Below are 22,949 nucleotides of genomic sequence, written 5' to 3'. Positions count from 1 at the left end.
GGCATACGAGATCACAGACTGTCTCGTGGGCTCGGAGATGTGTATAAGAGACAGTTATTACTGTTAGTTTTTCTGTAAATTTTGTCATAATGTTTCGTATTCCTCACTTTCGTAGTTTCGTTGCCGGGAAGCAGGATGATCCTGTCTTGCCCAACTGATGATGGTAGCTGCATGGTTCTGATATTGCTTTCAGGTAGAAGCCATATAACCGGATAAGCGTTCAATGTAATCCTGCCAGTCAGGGATTGTCTGCCGGATATCTTCCAGCTCTTTCTCTGACAGAAAAACATTTTGAAATTTTCCATAAGGTGAGCGTGGCTCTTTACTCTCTCTTATTGTTAAATGGTTCTTTTTTATCTCTTTCTTATTACCAGACAGTTTTCTGTCTGTATCAGGGAAAGAATCCTGTCTGTCAATAGGACAGTTTTCTGTCTGTCTTAGGGAAAGAAATCTGTCTGTATAGTGGATGGTTTCTTTTGGGAGTTTTACATAAATTCGATTGGGCTGTCCGGGTCCCTGCCGTTTTCGGAAGATAAGCTCCTGTTTTTCCAGTACTGCCAGAGCAGTTTTAACCGTCATCTGGCTTTTGTGGAGAACTTCTGCCAGTGCTTCAATTGTAAAGTAAATGAACACATGACCATCGATATCTGACCAGCCCTCATTTTTCTGGGAAAGCCTTGCCCGGTCGAGCAGGATAATATAAAGCATTTTGGCAGTTTCGTTTATTTCCATGTCCAGAAGAAAACGGGGAAACATCATATAAGATGGCAGGTTGGTGTCTGCTGTCAGAAAGTCCGTCATGTGTTCACCTCCAATCAGTTATTCGCCAAGAAAATCCCAGTCTACATCACTATCTGGCTGTGAATTTGCAGGTGTTGGAAAGGACGCCCTGGTTTGGGGCTCCCTTTGCACCATACGTGCTGTTAGTCCGGAAAGAAAAAGCGGCAATGCCTGTTTCAGGCTGTTTTCCACTGCACCTACAATCTGTTTCACAAAAAGTTCTTCCCGTTCCCTTGTTTCCAGATAGGGATCAGACTGAGTGCGGTAGTAACGGTCAAAATAATCTACCAGTGCAAGAGCGATTACCTGGCTGTAAGATTTAAAATCCTGTCTGTTCATCGTCTGTAAATATTCCCAGGCTTTCCGCTGCTGCTCTTTGTCCAGATTAAATCGCAGGTTTGTGTTGCGGATATTGTTCTGCATGGTTTATCCCCTCCTTTTCAGGCTCATATAAGCCAGAGATTCGTAACCTTTGGCGGTGGCGCAGATGTCATCAATGATGGTGACTCGTGATTTGTCATAAGTTCCGAAGTTACGGATCAGGCATCCACCGCCGCCAACCACATACAGGCGCATCAGGTCAGGATTGTATTCATATTTGCGGAGCGTGGAAAAAAGTTCTGCCACATACTGTCTGGCAATGGACGTAATACAATCCAGATATGGTGCTGAAATGTCAGCTGTTCCAAACCGCAGAATCTGTTCTACTGTGGATTCTTCAATCTTCACTCCGAATTTGTCCAGAACAGCGTTCTTTGTAGCAATCATGCATTGGTTTACACCAAGTTTTTCTGTCCAACATCGGCTCTCCTGCGCTTTCTTATTGTTGATATACAGAATGTTCATGGTTCCGTTTCCGATATCTGCAAGGAGATTGGTTCCCTTGAAATCTCCAAGTTGGTTTACGATAGCCGGATACCCCTGTGGGTAAAGGCTGCATCCCACAAAGTGGAGATGATACTCTTTGCCGTTAAAAAGGTAACGGACTTCTGGATTCTGGAGCAGATAGGAACGAAAAGCTTCTCTTTGAGTTCTGATCCATGTCAGAGGAAGTCCGGCAGCCAGATGAACATCTGCTTCACGGATGGAAAAGACATTCAGTTCCCTTGCAATAGCCATTAGCGTCAGAAGATAATATTCTTCGTCTATAGCTTTATCCGGGATAAATTCTTTGTGTCCTTCGCCAATCCGGTAGTAAATGCCGTTATATTCCAGAATATTCCCGGTGAAGATTGGTTCGGTTTCATAGGCTTTGATGCCGGTTGGTGTGACGGTGTTTGCTGTTTTCATATTGCCGTAGCCATGATCTACAGCAATGATTTTTGTGTTTCTGAGTTCTCGCATAAAAAATACCTCTGTTTTCGCATTGATTGATTCATCAGGTCGTACCGGTGTGGTACTGTTTTGCTGTGAGATAAGCATATAAAAAGCAAAGAGGAAAGGCATTGAGGGGGAATTGAGTTGGAATTGAGAAAAAAGATATATTGTGCTTACGTTCTGCATGTACTCTTGTTGTGATTTCATTGTTTTTTATCGTATAATATGGATACTGGAGGTGGTTTGGATGAAATACAAGATTTTAGTTGTCGATGATGATAAAGAATTGGTGAAAATGCTTTGTCGTTATTTTAATATGAAACAATATGAAACCATTACGGCTACAGACGGAATGGAAGCATTAAATAAAATAAAAATGAAACCGGATATTATTTTGTTGGATATCAATATGCCACGAATGGATGGGATTGAAGTATGTCGTTTGATACGCAGTAAAGTGTTATGTCCAATTTTATTTCTGACAGCAAGAGTTGATGAAGATGATAAAATTAATGGGTTGCTTTCAGGTGGGGATGATTATATTACGAAACCATTTAGTCTTCGGGAGTTGGAAGCGAGGATTGTTACAAACATAAAGAGAGAAGAAAGGCATCAACAAAAAACGGAATACCGCTTCATGGATGAAATGCTGATTGATTATTCTGAAAAAATAGTAGCTATAGCTGGACACAGGATGGAGTTCACAAAAATTGAATATCAGATTATTGAATTCTTATCCATGCATCCAGGGCAGGTGTTTGATAAAGAACGTATATATGCACAAGTCTGTGGATATGATGCGGAAGGGGACAGTAGAACGATAACGGAATTAGTACGGCGTATAAGAAAAAAAATAGCGGATTATTCAGAAAAAGAATACATAGAAACTGTATGGGGGATTGGATACCGATGGAAAAAATAAGAAACTTGTCACTGAAAAAAACAATTCTGCTTTATTTTGTGATCAGCTTAACGGCAGCATTTCTGTTATCTGGATTTACAGTTCATTTTGCAAGAAATATGCAGAATAAAATATGGGAAAAATATATTGATTATGCAGATTATACGGACGTGTTTCAGCAATATGGAAAGAAATACGAGATTGAGATATCAAGGCCTAATCAATCGCAGATGAATCGTTTGGACTATCATCTTTCGGAAATGTGTGACTTTATGGAAACATATTCGGTATTGATTTTTTCAATTGTTGGGAGTGTTGCTGCGGTATTCTTTTTTTATAAAAACAAGTTAAAGACACCTCTACAGGAACTAAAAGATGCCTCACAAATGATTGCAGATAATGAACTGGCTTTTCATGTGTCCTATGAAAATAAAGATGAGATGGGAACTTTGTGTAAAGAATTTGAAATGATGCGAAGTGATTTAGCAGATAACAACAGAAAGATGTGGCGAATGATTGATGACGAGAAGGCTTTGCGGAATGCAATTGCACATGATATACGTTCTCCACTTTCCATATTGCGTGGGTATCAGGAAATGCTCTTAGAGTTTGTTTCTGCTGAGAGTATAAAAACAGAGGATGTTATTGATATCTTACAAACAGGCATGTATCAGATTGACCGTATAGAGCATTTCACGGAAAACATGAGAAAAATGTCCCATTTAGAACAGAGGGAACTGCAATGCTCAGAGATAGAATTATCGGAACTGGCAAAAAAGATTGAGGCAGAAGCTGCCATGCTGTCCAAGAAGGAAAGTAAATTATGTAAGGTAGAAAGAGTGCAGGAACAAAACATTGTGAAAGTGGATGAGGAACTTGTCATGGAAGTGACAGACAACTTACTGGAAAATGCGGTTCGATATGCACAAAAAAGTATTGCTTTGCAGATAAAGAAAAAGGATGGTTTTCTTATAATTTCTGTTGAAGATGATGGAATAGGATTTGTGGATACTGAGGAAAAAGTAACAGAACCATTTTATCATAAGAATCCACAAGATGATTTAAAGCATTTTGGCCTTGGTATGTATATTTCTCGTATTTTCTGTGAAAAGCATGGAGGAAATTTGAAAATATATAATGCCAGACAAGGCGGTGCTCATGTAGAAGCTCTTTTCAAAGCTGAATAAAAATACTTTATAAGGCTGAAATCACAAATAAAGTGGTTTTAGTCTTTTTTATTGTGAATTTATTGAGAATTGATTTGTATGATGTTGTTAAAGAAATAAAGAAAGGAAGAGATACAATGAAAACAATCATAAAAAGAAGTATACTTGATTATTTAAAGAACCCTGTTTTGTGGATTGGCTTGATTATTATAGTTGCCAGTATGTATCAATGTCTGTCATCGTATTTGCAAATTCATTATATCAAACAGAATGAACAGATCACACAAAATGACGTAGCATTGGAAGATGCTGATGTCATGGATGGGTACATTCCCACATCTGATGATAAAGAAAGAAGAAGGGAGTGGGAAGATACGATCAAAGAGACGTTAATGGACACCTCCCAAAATGGTTTTGGATTTAGCAGGCAGGAAGCAGATCATGTAATGAAAGAAATTCAGAATATGGATGTAAAGACTGCTTCTGAGTTTTTGGAATCCCAATATGGCTATTATAATGCAATATATGCTTATGAGGACCTTGAAATTCATAAGGGGACAGCAGAAGAAATCAATCATTATATCGAGCGGAAATTATCCGAACATTCTTTTTCCTGGTACTTTGCAAAGAAATTTACGGATTTTGCAGGATTGCATATGGCCTTTTTTGCAACAGTCTTGCTATCATTTTTATTTATTCAGGATACACGAAAAAGTACCTATGAATTATTACATACAAAGCCTGTTACGGCAATCCAATATATATGTGGGAAAGTAATAAGCGGATTCATTAGTATGCTGGGAGTATTAGTGATTTTGAATGTTATATTCTTTATGCTGTGTTTGAAAACGTCTTTAGAATCGGGCTTTCCAGTAACACCAATTGATTTTTGCGTGACTTCTCTGATCTATATTGTTCCGAATCTTTTGATGATATGTTGTGTCTATACAATTACAGCAGTAATATTTAAAAATCCGCTTCCGGCAGCACCAATCTTGTTTTTACACATTATATATTCAAATATGCTGACCATGAAGAATGATATTTATTATATGAGACCGTTCTCTATTATGGTGCGATTCCCGGGTAGATTTTTTGAAACACATGTAGCTAAAATGTCAAATATAAATCAGATTATTCTTGTAATTTCATCAGTTATATTAGTATGTATTTCTGTTACAATCTGGAAAAGGAGGAGGGTTCATTGAAAACGGAACTAAAAAACTGCCTGCCATTATATAAGATTTTTTATTCATGTGCATTTATACTGATATTGTGTGCTATTCATCCGATTATATACTATGAAGAAATCGGTTCAGCGATTCAGTCTCCAATAGCATTTTTAACAATTATTTTTTGTAGTGACACATATTTGATGGAAGTAAAAAGTAAGCGTGCCGATGTATTTCATTTGTATGATCAAAAAAAGCAGTTAAAAGTAATATCACAGAGAGTGTGCGTTCAAGTATTATATTTATTAATACTTTCCTGTGTTGGATATGTTTTGTTTTTCTGGCAAAAACCGGGCAGTGTAAACGAAGGTATTTCGGGCACTCAGATATTCCTTTTATTTTTCATTGCAATGTTCGGAACCATCTGGCTTTGGAGTATATGCTCTGTGATTTTGTGTACATTGATTGGAAATATGTGGGCAGGTATAGGATGTTTATTTGGAATTGTCATTGGTCTTATATCGAAAGCGGGCAGTTCATTTTTCGGGAATCTGGGATTGTTTTCTTTCAGCTCTTGTGAACTTAATCAATTAATGTCCGAGAGTTGGATTTATGGAACGCTTGTGTCTTTTATAGTGGGTATGCCTTTATTTGCAGTATTACCAATGGCTTTAAAGAAAAGGGGATAGATTATGAGTATTAGAATAAATGATTTAACAGTTAGATTTAAAAATGGTGTAGTTGCAGTAAATAAGGCATCTCTTGAAATACCTAAGGGGATTTACGGACTTTTGGGAGAGAATGGTGCGGGAAAAACCACGCTGATGAGGGTTCTTACAACCGTTTTAAAACAAACGGAAGGAATGGTTTCGCTTGATGGAATTCTGTATAACGAGGGAAATTATGAAAAAATACAGAAAAAGATTGGTTATCTTCCACAGGAAATCGACTTATATCCGAATCTTACGGTGAAAGAATGCCTTGTATATATGGGTGGACTATCAGGAGTATCCACAAATGACCTCAAACAAAGAATTACCTATTATCTGGAAAAGACTTCTCTTACAGAGCATCAGAATAAAAAAATGCGGCAATTATCTGGTGGTATGAAGAGACGTGTCGGACTCATACAGGCACTTCTTAATAATCCGGATTTTTTGATTATTGATGAACCTACCACCGGGTTAGATCCGGAAGAAAGAATCAGGATCCGTAATCTTTTGGTTGATTTTTCAAAGGATAGAACTGTGCTGTTTTCCACTCATGTAGTAGAAGATTTAGCAGCAACCTGTACACAGCTTGCCATTATGAAAAAAGGAAGTTTTTTATATTCCGGAAGCGTGAGTGGGTTGCTGGAAAATGCAAAGGGCTGTGTTTGGAATTGTACGGTACAAAATGCAGAAGAAGCCCGTTTGTTAGAAGCCAATTATTCTATATCATCTAAGCAGTATGTAGAAAATGGAATTCATATGAAAGTATTAAGCAAAGAAAAGCCAAATGAGAATTGTGTCCTGGATAATGATATCACTTTGGAAGATGCATATATTTATTTGACGAATAGTTGAATATAACGTCGGGCAAGTTGCCCGCCGTAAAGTATGCTTATTTTGTTAAAAGACCGGATAGAGTTTTTCCAATGGAAAATCCAATCTGTGGATATAACTCCTGAATTTCCTGATATTTTGCTTTAATCATTTCTGGTTCATCAGCCCAGATCTTTTCATATATTTTGAAAGCTCTTTTAAAATGTGTTTTGGCTTGTGGAAGATTGGCGGTCATCAGATAAATGGTTGCAAGGGTTTCCTGAACTTTGGCATAATCCAGACAGTCATCGGAATGGTATTCCTTGATGATGCCGGATAATTTTTGCAATTCGGAGATTCCTCTTTCGGGTTCCTGCTGTTCTGCCAGGAACATTGCATAATTGGCAATCTGAGATATGCTGTCATTTATATGAAGCAGGTTAAATTGGTCAAGCAGTGAGATACTTTTTTCCATGTGTTCTCTTGCAAGATCGGGATGACCGTTTATGCGGTAAAGTCCACCGAGATTGGCATGAAGGTTGGAAACAAGGCGAGCATTGTCAACAGTGATAGTTTCTATCTGGGCAAGTGCATCCTTTTCCAGTTTTATTGCTTTTTCAGGTTTGGTTTCAAGAGTTGCCTGAAAATCCAGTAATAATGCCCGGTCAGAGTCAGTTCCAATGTTTTTTGTCTTTAATAGACATTTCAGTTCCTGAATGATTCCATTCATACCTTTGTGGTAGTTATAGTTATCCATGTATGGAAATGCATTTTCCAGAAAAAGCAGATACTTTGGTATATCATCCTTTTCAATCAATTCTATGATATTTCCGATTGTTTGAAACAGTTTCTTGTAATAATCAACTTCAATCCCATGCATTAAACATATTTTCTGTAAAGAATCCAGTAATATGTGGCAGCGAGTTACAGATGGTTTTGTCTCTGAAAGGGTGATTTCCTGAATCATCGGATGCAGAGAGATAGTGCGACGTCTTGTTGTCTGGACAAAACCAGTCTCAATTAAATCGTTGATCTCATTTAGTGTTGGCAGTTCCAGCCATTTGGCAAATATACGGGCAGAAATACCGGTGGAAGGAAGAAAGCACATATTACACATGATATCCTGCTGTTCAAGAGATAAAGTGTATAAAGAAAACAGCGTATGGATATGACTGTAATAGGTGGCTTTGCTGCTTTGTCCATCTTTGATTATTTTAATTTTATCTTCGTTATGGAAAGATGCTTTTTCCACCTGAAGTCTTGTTAATAACTGGTCTGGAGTTGAGATTCCATTTTCCAGAAGTTTTGCTGCCAGTTCCACGGCAAAAGTATGAGAGTGAACAGTTTAGATAATCTTTTCAACTGTTGCCCGGTACGTGTCTGACTCTGAATAAAATACTGATGCCAGCTGGAAGAGAGCGTTCATATCCTCTATTTCTTTTAATGGCAGAGTACAGTATTCATCCAGTTTGCTTCTGGTTGTAAACAAAATCTGGCAGCGATATTTTAATACTACTGACAGAAAGCTGTCCTGTGTGGCAGTGACATTAAAATTATCTATGATAAGCAGAGTATCGGATTTAAGGGAACGCAGAAAACGGTTATGTCTTTGAAACCGTTCCTGTTCAGTGCTTTCCGGCAGATCGTCAATAAAATCCATGTCAGTAATATCCTGATGAAGATCACCTGTATATTCTACATATAGAATGTTAGTGTAATGCTTTTTGTAATGTTTTGCGTAGGCTTTGGCAAGTTCGCTTTTACCAATACCGGCAATTCCGCAAAGAAAAACATGACGGTTTTCCTCAAGCATGATATATAATTCTTCCAGTTCTTTATCTCTTCCGATAAAATGACGGCATGGTTTCGGGACCTCACTGTCCATAATATAATCCAGCACAATGGGGGATAAAGCTCCTCCGGCGAGCAGCTTCTGATTTTTGGTATTACGTTTGATGAATTGACGTTCCATGCCAAAAGAAATCAGCTTTGCAAGAAAAAGCAGACGTGAGCTGGCTGGTTTATATAAGGGAGTCAGATTTTTCTTTTTCGCATCTGAGATGCTGTCATCCTGAATGAATAAAGTGTAAATATCTTTTACTTCTGCAAGCATATAAGGATCATATTTACTTTTACGCTTAAATACAATATAATTTAAGCATAAAAGTAAATATCAAGGATAAGGAGGACAACTATGGAAACATCAGATATTTTGGAATCGCTAATTGAAAAAGACAATGGATATTTGATTACATCGAAGGCCGTTGAATCAGGTGCATCAAAGCCATCTGTCTCAAAATACGTCAGAGAGCATGACATGGAAAAAGTGGCACATGGCATTTATATCTTAGATAATGTGTGGCCAGATGAGTTGTTTGTACTCCAGCAACGAAATAAGAATATTATTTATTCGGGCGAGACCGCCCTTTATTTGCATGGTCTTATCGACAGAGAATACAGTCATATTTGTTTCACTGTTCCTACCGGGTATAATGCAACACATATCAAAAAGAAAAACAAAGAAGTTCGTTATGCAAACCCAGAGATTCTTGATATGGGGATCTGTGAAATCCCGTCAAGCAGCGGTAATTTGGTTAAAGTATATGACAAGGAAAGATGTATTTGTGATTTGATTAAAGATCGAAAGAAATATGAAATTCAGTTATATCAGACAGCAATCAAGGAATATATGTCCTCGAAGGAAAAGAATCTTTCAAGATTGATTGAATATGCGGTTAAACTTGGAGTAAGGGATGAAGTGATGATGTATGTGGAGGTAATGGTATGATTCATACAGCGAAACAACTTAAAGACAAAGTAAAAAACATGTCCGGCGGGAATAGTGAAGTTGCGCAAGTACTAATTAGAACATATTTTATGGAAAGGTTCTTAGAAAGAGTTTCTGTTTCTGAATACAGGAATAATTTTATTCTGAAAGGCGGAATGCTTGTTGCCTCTATTGTTGGTGTAGATATGAGAGCTACAATGGATATCGATACCACTGTGAAAGCATTACCTCTTAATGAGAAGGATGCTAGAGCAGTCATTGAGAGAATCGGTGAGCTTCAGCTTGAAGATGGGATAACCTTTAAGATTAAGTCAGTAAAAGAAATCATGGAAGAATTTGATTATCCTGGCATTAGGATGATGATAGAAGCTAATCTGGAACGAATGAGACAACCTTTTAAGATCGATATTTCTACGGATGATGCAATCACGCCAGGTGCAGTGGAGTATAAATACAAGCTTATGTTTGAAGACAGATCAATTTCAGTTTTGTCGTATAATCTTGAAACTCTTCTTGCAGAAAAGATGCAGACGATTTTGGCAAGAGGACTTGCGAATACCAGAATGAGGGATTTTTATGATGTATATGAGATTATGAATTCAAAGGCTGATCAGATAAGCTTTGATGTTTTGAAAAAGGCATTTGCGGCTACTTGCATGAAGCGTGAAACTTCTTTTGGCGAAGAGGAAGTGAGAGAAACCTTAGACAAGATTAAAGATGATTCTGGACTCGAAGAAATGTGGAATCGATTTAAGCGTGTAAACTATTTTGTTGATGATCTTTCGTGGGGAGAAGTATCGGAAACAATAGTAGATAATATTGAAATAATTTTTTTTTAGTGACCAGGTTTCCTAGAACAGTGATGAAAAAGGAATAAAAATAAAAGACAGGAACAAGTTTTGAAGAAAAATCCTCTAAGAGATAGTGAAATACCTATTGTCTTAGAGGATTTTTTATTGAAGAAGTTTAATATTCAAGAATTTGTTTTTTCCTTTTTGACATTAAAGGTCACAGTTATTACAACAGATCCGGAAGATATTACTTACGGAAAGTCAGATGTATGTTATGAATTAATCAGAGCAATGCAATTGGTAGGAATAAATGTGATAACAAGAACAGAAGTAGAAGAATGTTTTGCCGTTATTGATGATGAAATAGTATGGCATGGTGGGATGAATCTACTTGGAAAAGCTGATGTCTGGGATAACTTAATGCGTATCAGAAATTCACAAGTTGCAACTGAATTGTTGGAAATTGCTTTGGGATGTTCTGAGGAGAGGAGGAAAAGTGAATAAAAAGATTAAATGCGGTATATATACCAGAGTATCCACAACCATGCAGGTAGATGGATACAGTCTGGATGCTCAGAAAGAAAAACTCAAAAGATATGCGGAATTTCAGAATATGGAAATCGTAAATGAGTATTCAGACGAAGGCAAATCTGGAAAAAGTGTAGAGGGCAGACCAGAATTCCAAAGAATGCTGGAAAATATTGAGAATGGAACAGATAAGGTGCAGTTTGTACTGGTGTTCAAACTTTCCAGATTCGGTCGTAATGCGGCAGATGTATTAAACTCTTTGCAAAGAATGCAGGACTTTGGAGTAAATCTGATCTGTGTTGAAGACGGAATTGACAGTTCTAAAGATAGCGGAAAGCTGATGATTTCTGTTCTGTCTGCGGTGGCAGAGATTGAACGGGAGAATATCCTTGTTCAGACAATGGAAGGACGCAAGCAGAAAGCCAGGGAAGGAAAATGGAACGGAGGATTTGCTCCATATGGTTATGAATTGGTAAATGGAGAATTACAGATCGCAGAGGACGAAGCGGAGATTATTCGTCTGATCTATGACAAATTTATTCATACCAATATGGGAATCTCTGCGATTGCTGCATGGCTGAACCAGCATGGATATAAAAAGAAAAAACGACAGAATAATACACTGGACGCATTTGCTTCTTCGTTTATAAAAGGCGTTTTGGATAATCCGGTATACTGCGGAAAGTTGGCTTATGGACGAAGAAAGAACGAGAAAGTTTCTGGAACAAGAAATGAATATCGCATTGTAAAGCAGGAAAATTATATGCTGCATGATGGTATCCATGAAGGGATTATTTCAGAAACAGACTGGGAGCTGGCTCATCAAAAACGAGAAAAAACAGGTGTGAAATATGAAAAGACACATAGTCTCGATCATGAGCATATTTTATCTGGAATATTGAGATGCCCGTTATGTGGAAGCGGTATGTATGGAAACGTGAATCGAAAGAAAAAGAAAGACGGAACTTTATATAAGGATTATTTCTATTATGCCTGCAAACATCGTCGCCTGGTAGATGGTCATAAATGTGGATATCGTAAACAATGGAGTGAGGAGAAGATTAACAATGCAGTGGAAGAAGTTATTCGGAAACTGGTGAAAAATCCTAAATTTGAAGAAGCAATTCTGAATAAAATCGGTTCAAGAATAGATACAGAAGAAATAGAAAAAGAGATTGAAGGATTGGAAAAGCAGCACAGGCAGTTGACCGGAGCAAAAGCAAGACTTGGACAGCAGATGGACAGTCTGGATATCATGGATAAATTTTATGAGAAGAAATATCAGGATATGGAGACAAGATTATACCGTTTGTATGATGAGATTGAAGGCGTGGAGAACCGTATAGAGGAAGTAAAGAATCGCCTGTTGAATATCCGGCAACAGAAAATATCAGAAGAAAACGTCTATCAATTTCTTTTATATTTTGATAAACTATATGATAAGTTCACCGACCTGGAGAAGAAAGAATTTCTTAACAGTTTTGTAGAACAGGTGGACATTTACGAGCAGGAGCAGCCAGATGGCAGATTCCTGAAGCACATAAAGTTCCGGTTTCCGGTGTATTTTGGAGACAGGGAAACACAGGAACTTTGTTGGGACAATGAAAGTACCGCGGAGACCGTTTGCTTGCTGTCAAGAAAATAAAATCAAGTGTCAAAAAGTGACGTATTTCAGGGCTTTTTCGGAAATTGGGATTTAAAGCCTAACTCCTGAAAAGGATCGGTTATTTTATATGGAAACATATCTACTGCAGATATGGTCGTAGGATTTTTGCTGTAGATTAGATGTTATAGGTTGTGGCATTAAGATAGATGTTACCTAGGGATGCAAACTCAATTTAACTGAGTGATTTAGATGTTTCTAATCCGGCAACTCGACTGTTGATTGTATGATGGGCAGTGGATTAGGCGTAATGGAGGAAGGACTGTAGAATGAAATTTATGAATGATATTTTTACGCTTGATAAACCATCAAGTGTGAAATTTGAGCTAGTAGGAACTAAATTGCCAAGCAGTAATGATATATTTTTTCGTTCAAAGCAGCATGAATTAGTAGAACAGTACTCCGCAGCAAGAATTTTTATGCACGAGACTGAGACCGATGATTGGAAGCATTGGTTTGACCCTATAGACGATAAAATAGCGGAAGAGGCATTTCATTTGATATATAGGTCTCATTTTTATGAAACAGCATTGTTTTATTACAATGCCGTGATTGATATATCATGGACGCTATGCTACGTAGCAGCAGAATTTGCTTGTAACAAGAAGGGGGAACGCGTAACCATCTCTGGAATGAAGTCAATAGAAGAGGCTAATGAATTGTTACGAAGTGCGGAAAGAAACGTTACCTCACCAACAGCAGAAGAAAATCCATTTGAATATTTGAAAAAGATGTGTCCAGAGTTTATTCCGGCAATTGATCAGATTATCAATTTTTGGAATGCTTTTTCATCAACTGATGTAAGAAAAAGGTATAATTTTTGCAAGCATAAAGGACGTCCGGCATATTCTGAAATCGAAAATCTTAAACCGGCTAGATTGATGAGAATTTATGTGGAAAATAAATCATTAGGTGAGATTGCACAAATTGTCTCTGATGTCGGGGATGTCAAATATGAGTTTTCTTTAGAAGAGGCAATAGTTGAATTAAAAGAATTTGACGATAACACATTATTCCCATACTTAAAAAAGTTAATTGAAATAATTGAAAAGATACTAGCCCCCTCACCAATGATCTTTTAAGAAAACAACCCTCTCAAGCATTATGGCTGAGAGGGTTTTGTGTTCTGAAATTTGTTAATATAAAATTTACAATTTAATACTACATTTCACACTGTAATACTATATTTATTGCGTTATAATAATACTACAAGGAGGAATTGCTATGGATACTTATAGCGTAAAAGAAATAGCTGATATGCTAAATGCAAATCCAGAAACTGTGAGAAGATAGATTCGCTCGGGTAAACTTGAAGCAATTCAGGAATCAATAAGAGGTGGAAATATAGTAACAAAATCAATGCTTGATGCCTTTCTTTTTTAAGAACTCTCCAAAGTATACCGGTACGATTCTAATTTGAAGCTTTTAGAAGATACAAAAAAGAATTGGTGAAAGTGACTGCGCGAAAAAATCAGCTTAATAAAATAATTAAGAGACTATTAGATTATCAGGAGGCTATTGATGAGGGAATTCAAGAATACAAAAAGAAGATAATTAAAGATATAGAACCATTGTTACATGTGTATACTGCAAAAATCCTTCAACAGAAATTTAATGGGAAAAGTATTTTTATTTTTTATGATGAAAAAATTGAAAATATTCAACTGATTAATTCAGTTAAGGATAAACAGGATATTCTATACAGCATGAGTTATGGACAGCTTTCAGCAGTAGCGTTAGCTTTTTTACTTTGCATGAATCAGGTTTATAGTAATCGAAAGACATGCTCTATTTTATTGATTGATGACCCTGTTCAAACGATTGACGATGTAAATATGGTGGGATTTGTAGATATTCTTAGATATGGTTTTGCGGATCGTCAAATTTTTGTATCTACTCATGAACAAAAATTTGAGTGGTTTTTGCGTTATAGATATGCGAAAGCTGGGAAAAAGGTAAAACTTTTTAACATGAAAGAGCTTATGTTACAGGAAAAATAATTCTTTGCAGGTATATCTCGCGAAGAAGTGCCAGATGGTATAGTTATTCAAGACAGGGATTTGTTTTCGGTCCCTTCAACGAGAAGAAATCCACTTCTTGCCGATGTATTTGAACGTCTTGGCTATATGGAACGTAAAGGAAGTGGCTTCGGAAAGATAATGAGCGCCTATGAATTTCAGGTTAATTATACGGAAGATAAAAAGTCTATATTTCGTTCTGACAGGTCAAATTTCTTTGCAATAATGCCAAATTTAAATTTTGGCTCCCAAGATGGCACCCAAGGTGGCACTCAAGGCGATGCACGTGATAAATTAGAAGATCGTTTGATTCAGATGATAAAAGTCAATGAAAAGATTTCGATTAAAAAGATGTCAGAGGTAACAGGAGTAAGCGTACGTACAATCAAACGTAGAATATCGGAGATGCCGAATATACAATTTATAGGACGTGGATTCAGTGGACATTGGGAAATAAAAGATGATAGACCGAAAATCATATAGAGGATTTTTGACAAAAGATAAAGAATAATTAAGGCGGTGAAAACATGTTTGATAAATCCAGATTGAAGGCTGCATTGGTTGAATACAAGAAACGTTTTGTTCAAACTCAGTGGTCGGATGAAAAGTACAAATGGGAGGCAGTAAAATGTTTCCAGGTAAACTGGGATGTGAATGCGAGTGACTTTGCAGGAATGCTCACGAAGTCACTTTCCCAGGCTGCAAATCTTCTTACATCAGCTAATAATTTTCCAGCAGGAATGATTACAGGGTTTGCTAAGAGTGCTGGAGAAGAAGTGCGTGCTATGTTCATCGAATTATATGATGAGAGCAAGGACATATGTGAACGTATCGAAAACTTTAAACAAAAGTCAAGCAGTCTCCTGGAGAGATACGGTAACGGAGCAAAGCAGCATTATCAGTATGAAAATGCAATTTCGACATATCTTTGGTTGCGTTATCCGGACAAGTACTATATTTACAAATTAACTGAAGTAAAAGAAGTATCGAATGTGTTGAAAAGTGACTATACATTTAAAAGGGGTGCTTATGCCAGCAATATTCGTAATTTTATAGCTTTTTATAATGAAATTTGTGCAGAGCTTCAGCAGGATGAAGAGCTCAAAAATATGCTTGCTTCACAGATTACAGGCACCTGTTATCCAGATCCAGAATTGAGAACGCTTACCATGGATGTGGGATTTTTTATCAAAAAATATTATGGTAAGGATGATTCTGTTCCATCTGGTGATAAATGGTGGCCGGCAGATTATACGCCAGCTTTATCTGTTGATGATTGGGAAGGTTTGTTGAATGATGGTGAAGTGTTTACTGAGAGCAGTTTGGAAATCATGAAGCGTATGCTCGATTATGGTGGAAAAGCTACCTGCATCCAGTTGGCTATTAAGTATGGTGAAAGCAAGAATTTCTATAATGCTGGTTCTTCTGCATTAGCAAAGAGAGTTGTGCAAAGAACAGGCTGCCCGGTATTACAACGTGATAACGAAAGTAATAGATGGTGGCCGGTTCTCTATGTGGGTAAAAATGCTAAGAAGGACGAAGAAGGTTCATATATTTGGAAATTGAGAGATGAGCTTGCGGAAGCCTTGGGCAGAGTGGATTTATCGAAAGTAGATCTTTATGCAAACCTGGCGCCGAATTTCTGGAAGATAAGTCATGGTAAGGATTGCATTACTGATGCAGAAGCGGCTGCTTTTGAGAAAAGAAGAGTGGTTGTTGTTCACAAGGATACGGCTGCGAAAGGCAAATCAAAAATATCTCAGGGTGAAGATTTCATGGCAACCATGAAAAAGGGAGATTTCTTCTATCTTTGCAGAGGTAACAGTATCCGTTTGTTGGGAAGAATTGATTCTGATGAGGTTGAGGAAAATCCTGAAAAACAGGATGGATGGTGTGAACGAAGCTACACTGTAATTGCTGAATCCCGCGATACCAGTCCATATACTGGTGATAAGAAGTGGTGGACGCCGAATGATAATTCGACTTGTATTGCTGTTCCGGATGGTGAGATGCAGCAGTTTGAGAATTATATTCTGAAGCCATATTTTGATATAACCAGGGAAGAATTATTAAAAAATGATGCTTCTGGTATTCATTATTGGTTTTTAAATGCCAATCCAAAGATATGGAGTATGGCCAGTATGCCGGTTGGTGAGGTTCAGGATTATACGCTTTACAATGACAATGGAAACAAGCGAAGAGTTTTCCAGAATTTTCTGGATGCTAAGGCTGGTGACATGGTAATAGGGTATGAATCAACACCGGTTAAGCAGGTAGTTGCTTTGATGCGTATTAGTGCGGAGCAGGATGGTGAAAAAATTTATTTTGAAAAGTTAGAAGGCCTGGCTTCACCTATTGATTATGCAACATTGAAAGAATGCCCGGAGTTGGAGAAGATGGAGTATTTTGTCAATCCGCAGGGCAGTTTATTTAAACTTACAAAGGGCGAGTATGAATTTATTCTTGATATGATCCGAGATGAGAATCCTGCTCCATCTAAGAAAGATAAAGACAAATATACAAAGGAAAATTTCCTGAAAGATGTTTATATTACAGAAGCCAAATATGATAGGTTGGTTTCTGTACTTAAAAAGAAAAAGAACATCATTTTGCAGGGAGCGCCGGGTGTAGGTAAGACATTTGCGGCTAAGCGTTTAGCTTATTCTATTATGGGCGAAGTGGACGAAGACCGCATAGAATTTATTCAGTTTCATCAGAATTATTCATATGAAGATTTTGTAATGGGATATAGACCGGCTGGTGATGGATTTGAATTGAAATACGGAATTTTTTATCGATTCTGTCAGAAGGCAGCAAACCATCCGGACAAAGATTATTTCTTTATTATTGACGAAATTAACCGTGGCAACATGAGTAAAATCTTCGGTGAACTTTTAATGTTGATAGAGGCAGACTATCGTGATAAGAGGGCTACACTTGCTTATAACGGATTGAGCTTTTCTGTTCCGAAAAGGCTACATATCATCGGCATGATGAATACGGCTGACAGAAGTCTGGCAATGATTGATTATGCTCTTAGAAGGCGATTCAGCTTCTTTGATATGGAACCGGGATTTGATTCAGAAGGTTTCATAAATTACCAGAAAGGATTTGCAAACGATACTTTCAATACTTTGATTGAGCGCATAAAGGATCTCAACAGAGAAATTATGCAAGACAGGTCTCTAGGGAAAGGGTTCTGTATTGGACATAGCTATTTTTGCAATGCAGACGAGTGTACAGATGAGTGGATGAAAGATGTTGTGGATTATGATATTTTGCCAATGTTAAGTGAATACTGGTTTGATGATAATGCAAAACTTCAACGCTGGGAGAATATCTTGCATGGTGTATTTCAATGATGAAAGATAAGAGCATACTGATTAATAACATTTACCATATGCTTGCCTATGCGTTTCAGACGTTGAATCAGGAAAAATATGAAGACCTGGCGGTGGAATCTTTTGATGAGATGTACGATTTGTTAGCAGCTATCCTTGCGAAAGGAATCGGTCTTCAATTGAAACAGGGGCTATACAGGGAGTACATTAACTGCCAGGAAGAATTGCCGGTTATGCGTGGGAAAATCAATATGTCGGGAACTATCAAAAATCGCCTGGCTCACAAGAGAGTTCTGGCATGTGAGTTTGATGAGTTATCTGAGAACAATTTATATAACCAGATATTGAAAACAACGGTTATGCTGCTGCTCAGAAATGCAAAGGTGAAGACAAAGTATAAAGATGATTTAAAGAAGGAGATGCTGTTTTTCGCTAATGTAGATGTGCTGGATCCGGTGTTAATCAAATGGTCAGCGATTCGTTTTCAGCGTAATAATCAAACTTACCGTATGCTGATAAGTATCTGTCAGTTAATAGTCGAAGGAATGCTTATTACGACAGAGGCAGGTGAGTACAGACTTGCCAGTTTTGTTGATGAACAGCGAATGTGCCGGTTATATGAGAAGTTTATTCTTGAATACTATAGCAGACATTATCCAGAACTGAGCGTTAGCGCGGCACAGATTTCCTGGGATGTTGATGATGGCATTAGGACGATGCTTCCTGTTATGCAGAGTGATATTCATTTGCAGAAAGATAATACAGTACTTATTATCGATGCCAAATACTATAGTCATACAACACAGACATGGTTTGATAAACATACATTGCATTCAAATAATATGTATCAGATTTTTACTTATGTTAAAAATCGTGATTATGAGTTTGGCGATAAGGAACATAAAGTTTCCGGAATGCTGCTCTACGCAAAAACAGAGGAAGAGATTCAACCGGACAATGTATACCAGATGCATGGCAATCAGATAAGTGTCAGAACCCTGGATCTGAATTTGCCGTTTACGGAAATAGCGGGGCAGTTAAATTCAATTGTAGAGTTGCACTTTGATTTAGTGAGATAAAATACAAACTGAATTGTCGAAAGGGGTATAAATGAAGGCATCAGAGACTTCTATAAATATAAGAAAGACGGGAATAAGATTAAAGTATTTGGCGAAATGTAATGGATATAGTGTCAAGGATATTCAGGAATATCTTGGACTGTGCTGTCCGCAGTCAATTTATAGATGGTATAAAGGCAAAATTTTACCATCTATAGATAATCTGTTTCGTTTAAGTGAACTTTACGGCATGCATATGGAAGAATTGTTGGTGAAAGATAATGCAAAGGTTATCTTCATATTTGAGACAATGGATGTGAAATCAGATAGATACATTAAGAGAATAAATGCCTATATGTCAGAAATGACAGCATAAGATATATTGGACTATCTGGCCAATGAAAAAATGTTGTATGTGATTTATGATGAAAGAAAAAGGGAGGTCACATATGACAAGAGGAAAAATACTATTTATCAAGGACAACGGAGAAATATCTTGCACTACAGAATTTAATGGGGATATGTATCCATCTGGAAATGGGGGAGAGGTATTAGAACGATTCGAAGAAGGGTATTTTTCAGATTTTATAAAATTTAAGAGATTTGTAGAAAACTTCAATAGGCGTAATTATGGATATGAGGAGGAATTGATTCAGAATTTGTATCCATCAGACCACATTATTAATATTCGAGATAATTTTACAGATTATCTTTATATCATTAATGAAACAAAAGAACAATGGACAATTGTTGATAAAGATGAGAATTCTTCCACCTTACCTAAGCATTCATTGGCAGTTGTATATTTTAAAGAAGTGGAGAGGATTATTCATAGAACACCTCAGCAAAACAAGAATAATGAGCAGAGAAAATTATCTAAGGAAGAATTCTGTTCAATTCTGGAAAGATTAAAGGAAGCCAAGGATCTTGTCGATAAAGTAGACGATTTATTTAATAAAAGTCGGGAAAATATTGAGAATGATTTTGTAAATGGCGCTTCATTGCAAATATCTCATGAAAGTACAGTTGTTAAACTTTTAAAATTCATCATGAATGACCAGGACGATTTGATAGGCTATTTTATATATGAACTTGACTATGGACGGAAATATGAAGCGGGGATGATTCAAGATGAAAACGGAATGGACATTGATATAAGCAGTAGCGAGAAAGTGTATGATTATATTTGCAAGCAAGGTGATACGACTATTAATAGGTAACAAAGGGGTTAGCTCATTATGAGTAATGTAGATGAAGGCAAGTATATAGCAGCATTTCACCCTGGCTATTATATAGCGGATATTATTGCAGATATGGGAATAACCCAGGTTGAATTTGCAACAAGAATGGGGATAACAGTAAAGACGTTAAGGCAGTTGATTAACGGACAGGTTGGTATATCAAATGATTTAGCAAAGAAGCTTTCTGCCATGATGGGAACAAGCGTAGAAGTATGGCTTAATTTGCAGAATGCTTATGAAAAAAGCTGATTGAATCAGGCATCTCTTAGGAAGTGCTTTTCCTTACTTTGAAGGAACAATTATAAAAATTATTGTAAGCTTTTACTTGTAAAGTGTTCGGATTTAAGCGGCGGTAGTTACATCGACTGCTGTCATGTCGTTTTTTAATTCGGTAGATGAAAGACATATTTGTTGGGAGGAAGAATGAAAGAAACAAAGGAATTGCTTACTACGAATGATATTCGTAGTAAGGTGTACATAATTCGCGGACAGCAGGTAATGTTAGATAAAGATTTAGCAGAACTTTATGGGTATGAAGTTAAACGATTAAATGAGCAAGTGAAGCGAAATATTAGCAGATTTCCAGAGGATTTTATGTTTCAACTGAATAAAGAAGAAATACCAGTGGAATTTTTAAAGTCGCAATTTGCGACTTTGAACGAAAAGAGTAATAGGCAGGGATCCAATATTAAAAAGATGCCGTTTGCGTTTACGGAGCAAGGTATCTATATGCTTGCTACGGTACTTCGCGGAGAATTAGCTGAACAACAAAGTATTTTTATTATGCGTACCTTTAGAGAAATGCGGCATTATATTAAACAGAATCAGCAATTTGTAACAAGGTCAGAAATGGAATTATTATCATCAAAAGTTACTGAAATATCGGTTCAGACGATGGGGTTAATAGATAAACAAAAACAAACTGATCAAAAGGTTGATTTGATTCAAAAAAATGTTGCACAGCTAAGTGAAAATTTTATTTCAGAAAAAGATGTCAAAAATTTTGTTATTTGTAAAGGTCAGAAGTTAGAAGCTGACATTGCTTACATAGAAATTTATCAGCAAGCAAAGAAATCAATCTATGTTGTGGATGATTATATGAATGCCAAGTCATTACAACATCTTTCACAGAAAGCTGATGATGTGGAGGTCGTTTTATTCACAGAGAACGGAGAAGGTGTATCATTGTGGAGCATCCAGTAAAGATGCTGGAAAGAAATTATGTGCCATTAATCAGATTACAGAGACAGCAATCATTCATCCGGTAATAGATAGATTACTTTCGTTACCGGATAAACAGATATAATTTAGGTTCGATTTTTTCAATTGCAAGATCATCCCTCAATCTGATTTAGCAAAGTTTTTGTAAAAAACTATTGACTCCTACGCTACGTAATGGCTTAGAGTATGCTTATCGAGAGGGGGAAACGCCGATGATGACAGTGAATGAGGTAAGTAAAATAACAGGAGTGAGTATACGTACTTTGCAATATTATGACACTATTGGACTTTTAAAACCAGTTGAATATACCGCATCAGGATACAGACTGTATGACGATACATCTTTAGAAAGGTTACAGCAAATTTTACTGTTCAGGGAACTGGAATTTCCACTTAAGGAGATTAAAGGTATCATAGATGCACCTAATTTTGACAGAAACAGAGCATTAGAACAGCAAATCGAATTGCTTACTATGAAAAAAGAACATCTGGAAAATCTTATTAATCTTGCTCGGGGAATAAAAGGAATAGGGACGAAATATATGGATTTTAAAGCTTTTGATACAAGAAAGATAGATGAGTATTCTAAACGTGCAAAAGAACTGTGGGGACAGACGCCTGAGTACAAAGAGTACGAAGAGAAAACAAAGAACTGGACAAAAGATGATGAAGAAGCAATTGCGAATGAGTTTATGAAAATATTTGTTGAGTTTGGTCAGATGAAGGAGATGAATCCATCCGATAGGCAGGTTCAGGCACAGGTTAAAAAACTTCAGGATTATATTACAGAGCATTTTTATACATGCTCAGTTAAAATTCTGCAGGGACTTGGAAGAATGTATGCTGGTGGAGGAGAGCTTACTGAAAATATTGATACTGCAGGTGGAACAGGGACTGCGGAATTTGCAAGTAAAGCTATTGATATATTTGCAATGAATAACTAAGGTCATAGATGATTTATGTCAGTTCCACCGATTCAAAAACCGGAAATCCAACAGAGTTCGTGTTGACTAATTTGTATAGTAGATGATAAAATTAATCTATAAAATTACTGTATCTGATTCACACATCTGCAAAACATTTGGTGAAAAAGACATAACAGCAATTTATTGAATCGACTTTAATACAAATAAACAAGAAAACTCTGACGGCAAGGAGAATCCGAGCGGAAATAGTTACTAGATAAGAATTTGCGAAACCATTTTTCTGACAAAATGCCAGGAAAGTGGTTTTTTTGTATTTTTGGAACGTTACGTTGAGATTACCTGTCGTACAAAAAAACTTAGGACAGGAATACTTTATGTCGGAGAAAAATTCCGTTGCTAAAGCGAAATGTCGCAAATCTAAAAGTTTGTAGACTGGATTCTATATTAAGCGGAGAAACAACAGGAGGGGCAATATGTTAAAAGTAGCAATATACGGAAAGGGCGGTATCGGAAAG

The 22,949-nt window shown here is 36.9% G+C and carries 21 protein-coding genes and 2 pseudogenes; 19 read left to right on the top strand and 4 right to left on the bottom strand.

From position 1 onward, the window contains the following. Positions 1-84: 84 nt before the first annotated feature. The 3 genes and pseudogenes from ACTNES_RS11950 to ACTNES_RS11940 all read right to left on the bottom strand — a co-directional run bounded on the left by ACTNES_RS11950 (position 85) and on the right by ACTNES_RS11940 (position 2,124). Positions 85-801: pseudogene (locus ACTNES_RS11950) on the bottom strand (replication initiator protein A). 18 nt (positions 802-819) lie between these two features. Further along, the gene (locus ACTNES_RS11945; protein WP_441039390.1) at positions 820-1,203 is read right to left on the bottom strand and encodes an adenylate cyclase; all 384 of its coding nucleotides are present in this window, start codon (positions 1,201-1,203) and stop codon (positions 820-822) included. 3 nt (positions 1,204-1,206) lie between these two features. After that, positions 1,207-2,124: a ParM/StbA family protein gene (locus ACTNES_RS11940; RefSeq protein WP_441039388.1), complete on the bottom strand. Its 918-nt coding sequence runs from the start codon at positions 2,122-2,124 to the stop codon at positions 1,207-1,209. Positions 2,125-2,344: 220 nt separating this feature from the next. Here ACTNES_RS11940 and ACTNES_RS11935 point away from each other — a divergent pair, with 220 nt between their 5' ends. From ACTNES_RS11935 to ACTNES_RS11915, 5 genes are all read left to right on the top strand, one after another. Continuing rightward, positions 2,345-3,019, top strand: a complete 675-nt coding sequence (locus tag ACTNES_RS11935) for a response regulator transcription factor (RefSeq protein WP_173830429.1) — start codon at positions 2,345-2,347, stop codon at positions 3,017-3,019. Then, a complete protein-coding gene (locus ACTNES_RS11930) occupies positions 3,007-4,185 on the top strand; it encodes a sensor histidine kinase (RefSeq protein WP_441039385.1) in 1,179 nt (392 codons plus the stop codon). Before ACTNES_RS11935 ends, ACTNES_RS11930 begins: the two co-directional genes overlap by 13 nt. A 116-nt stretch (positions 4,186-4,301) precedes the next feature. Further along, positions 4,302-5,372 carry an ABC transporter permease subunit gene (locus ACTNES_RS11925; protein ID WP_441039392.1) on the top strand — a complete coding sequence of 357 codons (1,071 nt, stop codon included), beginning with the start codon at positions 4,302-4,304 and terminating at the stop codon, positions 5,370-5,372. Continuing rightward, entirely contained in the window at positions 5,369-6,025 is a 657-nt protein-coding gene (locus ACTNES_RS11920) for a transporter (protein WP_441039383.1), read from the top strand. Before ACTNES_RS11925 ends, ACTNES_RS11920 begins: the two co-directional genes overlap by 4 nt. Positions 6,026-6,028: 3 nt before the next feature. Then, positions 6,029-6,901 (top strand): ATP-binding cassette domain-containing protein, encoded by an 873-nt coding sequence (locus ACTNES_RS11915; protein WP_291814278.1) that lies wholly within the window; start codon positions 6,029-6,031, stop codon positions 6,899-6,901. A gap of 37 nt (positions 6,902-6,938) precedes the next feature. Here the strand turns inward: ACTNES_RS11915 and ACTNES_RS11910 are convergent. After that, positions 6,939-8,960, bottom strand: a pseudogene (locus tag ACTNES_RS11910) (tetratricopeptide repeat protein); the annotation flags it as partial. Between the two features lie 93 nt (positions 8,961-9,053). Here ACTNES_RS11910 and ACTNES_RS11905 point away from each other — a divergent pair. The 14 genes from ACTNES_RS11905 to ACTNES_RS11840 all read left to right on the top strand — a co-directional run bounded on the left by ACTNES_RS11905 (position 9,054) and on the right by ACTNES_RS11840 (position 22,452). Then, complete coding sequence (locus tag ACTNES_RS11905; protein WP_291810308.1) at positions 9,054-9,647, top strand: type IV toxin-antitoxin system AbiEi family antitoxin domain-containing protein; 594 nt, start codon at positions 9,054-9,056, stop codon at positions 9,645-9,647. Beyond that, on the top strand, positions 9,644-10,486 hold the full coding sequence (locus tag ACTNES_RS11900) for a nucleotidyl transferase AbiEii/AbiGii toxin family protein (RefSeq protein ID WP_291810311.1): 843 nt from the start codon (positions 9,644-9,646) through the stop codon (positions 10,484-10,486). Before ACTNES_RS11905 ends, ACTNES_RS11900 begins: the two co-directional genes overlap by 4 nt. 60 nt (positions 10,487-10,546) lie before the next feature. Further along, complete coding sequence (locus ACTNES_RS11895; protein ID WP_279207100.1) at positions 10,547-10,942, top strand: hypothetical protein; 396 nt, start codon at positions 10,547-10,549, stop codon at positions 10,940-10,942. After that, positions 10,935-12,611, top strand: coding sequence for a recombinase family protein (locus tag ACTNES_RS11890; protein WP_441039380.1), 1,677 nt, complete (start codon positions 10,935-10,937; stop codon positions 12,609-12,611). The genes ACTNES_RS11895 and ACTNES_RS11890 overlap by 8 nt, the downstream gene beginning before the upstream one ends. A gap of 287 nt (positions 12,612-12,898) precedes the next feature. After that, the gene (locus ACTNES_RS11885; protein WP_279207096.1) at positions 12,899-13,711 is read left to right on the top strand and encodes a hypothetical protein; all 813 of its coding nucleotides are present in this window, start codon (positions 12,899-12,901) and stop codon (positions 13,709-13,711) included. 363 nt (positions 13,712-14,074) lie between these two features. Next, positions 14,075-14,629: a hypothetical protein gene (locus tag ACTNES_RS11880; protein WP_291814291.1), complete on the top strand. Its 555-nt coding sequence runs from the start codon at positions 14,075-14,077 to the stop codon at positions 14,627-14,629. A 27-nt stretch (positions 14,630-14,656) separates the two neighbouring features. Then, positions 14,657-15,130, top strand: coding sequence for an ATP-binding protein (locus tag ACTNES_RS11875; protein ID WP_279207092.1), 474 nt, complete (start codon positions 14,657-14,659; stop codon positions 15,128-15,130). Between the two features lie 44 nt (positions 15,131-15,174). Next, entirely contained in the window at positions 15,175-18,009 is a 2,835-nt protein-coding gene (locus ACTNES_RS11870) for an AAA family ATPase (protein WP_441039377.1), read from the top strand. Beyond that, entirely contained in the window at positions 18,006-19,067 is a 1,062-nt protein-coding gene (gene mcrC / locus ACTNES_RS11865; protein ID WP_441039375.1) for a 5-methylcytosine-specific restriction endonuclease system specificity protein McrC, read from the top strand. The genes ACTNES_RS11870 and mcrC overlap by 4 nt, the downstream gene beginning before the upstream one ends. Positions 19,068-19,098: 31 nt before the next feature. Continuing rightward, positions 19,099-19,422 (top strand): helix-turn-helix domain-containing protein, encoded by a 324-nt coding sequence (locus tag ACTNES_RS11860; protein WP_291814298.1) that lies wholly within the window; start codon positions 19,099-19,101, stop codon positions 19,420-19,422. 73 nt (positions 19,423-19,495) lie between these two features. Then, positions 19,496-20,266, top strand: a complete 771-nt coding sequence (locus tag ACTNES_RS11855) for a hypothetical protein (protein WP_441039372.1) — start codon at positions 19,496-19,498, stop codon at positions 20,264-20,266. 18 nt (positions 20,267-20,284) lie between these two features. After that, the gene (locus ACTNES_RS11850) at positions 20,285-20,536 is read left to right on the top strand and encodes a HigA family addiction module antitoxin (protein WP_441039370.1); all 252 of its coding nucleotides are present in this window, start codon (positions 20,285-20,287) and stop codon (positions 20,534-20,536) included. A 174-nt stretch (positions 20,537-20,710) separates the two neighbouring features. Continuing rightward, complete coding sequence (locus ACTNES_RS11845) at positions 20,711-21,490, top strand: ORF6N domain-containing protein (protein WP_441039368.1); 780 nt, start codon at positions 20,711-20,713, stop codon at positions 21,488-21,490. Positions 21,491-21,720: 230 nt separating this feature from the next. Further along, a complete protein-coding gene (locus tag ACTNES_RS11840; RefSeq protein WP_441039366.1) occupies positions 21,721-22,452 on the top strand; it encodes a MerR family transcriptional regulator in 732 nt (243 codons plus the stop codon). Positions 22,453-22,949 lie beyond the last annotated feature (497 nt).

The sequence above is a fragment of the Blautia sp. HCP3S3_D9 genome (assembly GCF_052063845.1).
Classification (GTDB): domain Bacteria; phylum Bacillota; class Clostridia; order Lachnospirales; family Lachnospiraceae; genus Blautia_A.
The sequence above is the reverse complement of the archived record's forward strand: the minus strand, read 5'-3'. Positions and strand labels throughout refer to the sequence as shown.

Bases quoted from the DNA above. Each gene is read 5' to 3' on its own strand.
- ACTNES_RS11945 (WP_441039390.1), bottom strand. From the start codon at position 1,203: ATGCAGAACAATATCCGCAACACAAACCTGCGATTTAATCTGGACAAA.
- mcrC (WP_441039375.1), top strand. From the start codon at position 18,006: ATGATGAAAGATAAGAGCATACTGATTAATAACATTTACCATATGCTT.
- ACTNES_RS11915 (WP_291814278.1), top strand. From the start codon at position 6,029: ATGAGTATTAGAATAAATGATTTAACAGTTAGATTTAAAAATGGTGTA.
- ACTNES_RS11850 (WP_441039370.1), top strand. From the start codon at position 20,285: ATGAGTAATGTAGATGAAGGCAAGTATATAGCAGCATTTCACCCTGGC.
- ACTNES_RS11845 (WP_441039368.1), top strand. From the start codon at position 20,711: ATGAAAGAAACAAAGGAATTGCTTACTACGAATGATATTCGTAGTAAG.
- ACTNES_RS11900 (WP_291810311.1), top strand. From the start codon at position 9,644: ATGATTCATACAGCGAAACAACTTAAAGACAAAGTAAAAAACATGTCC.
- ACTNES_RS11870 (WP_441039377.1), top strand. From the start codon at position 15,175: ATGTTTGATAAATCCAGATTGAAGGCTGCATTGGTTGAATACAAGAAA.
- ACTNES_RS11885 (WP_279207096.1), top strand. From the start codon at position 12,899: ATGAAATTTATGAATGATATTTTTACGCTTGATAAACCATCAAGTGTG.
- ACTNES_RS11860 (WP_291814298.1), top strand. From the start codon at position 19,099: ATGAAGGCATCAGAGACTTCTATAAATATAAGAAAGACGGGAATAAGA.
- ACTNES_RS11905 (WP_291810308.1), top strand. From the start codon at position 9,054: ATGGAAACATCAGATATTTTGGAATCGCTAATTGAAAAAGACAATGGA.
- ACTNES_RS11935 (WP_173830429.1), top strand. From the start codon at position 2,345: ATGAAATACAAGATTTTAGTTGTCGATGATGATAAAGAATTGGTGAAA.
- ACTNES_RS11840 (WP_441039366.1), top strand. From the start codon at position 21,721: ATGATGACAGTGAATGAGGTAAGTAAAATAACAGGAGTGAGTATACGT.
- ACTNES_RS11940 (WP_441039388.1), bottom strand. From the start codon at position 2,124: ATGCGAGAACTCAGAAACACAAAAATCATTGCTGTAGATCATGGCTAC.
- ACTNES_RS11855 (WP_441039372.1), top strand. From the start codon at position 19,496: ATGACAAGAGGAAAAATACTATTTATCAAGGACAACGGAGAAATATCT.
- ACTNES_RS11930 (WP_441039385.1), top strand. From the start codon at position 3,007: ATGGAAAAAATAAGAAACTTGTCACTGAAAAAAACAATTCTGCTTTAT.
- ACTNES_RS11925 (WP_441039392.1), top strand. From the start codon at position 4,302: ATGAAAACAATCATAAAAAGAAGTATACTTGATTATTTAAAGAACCCT.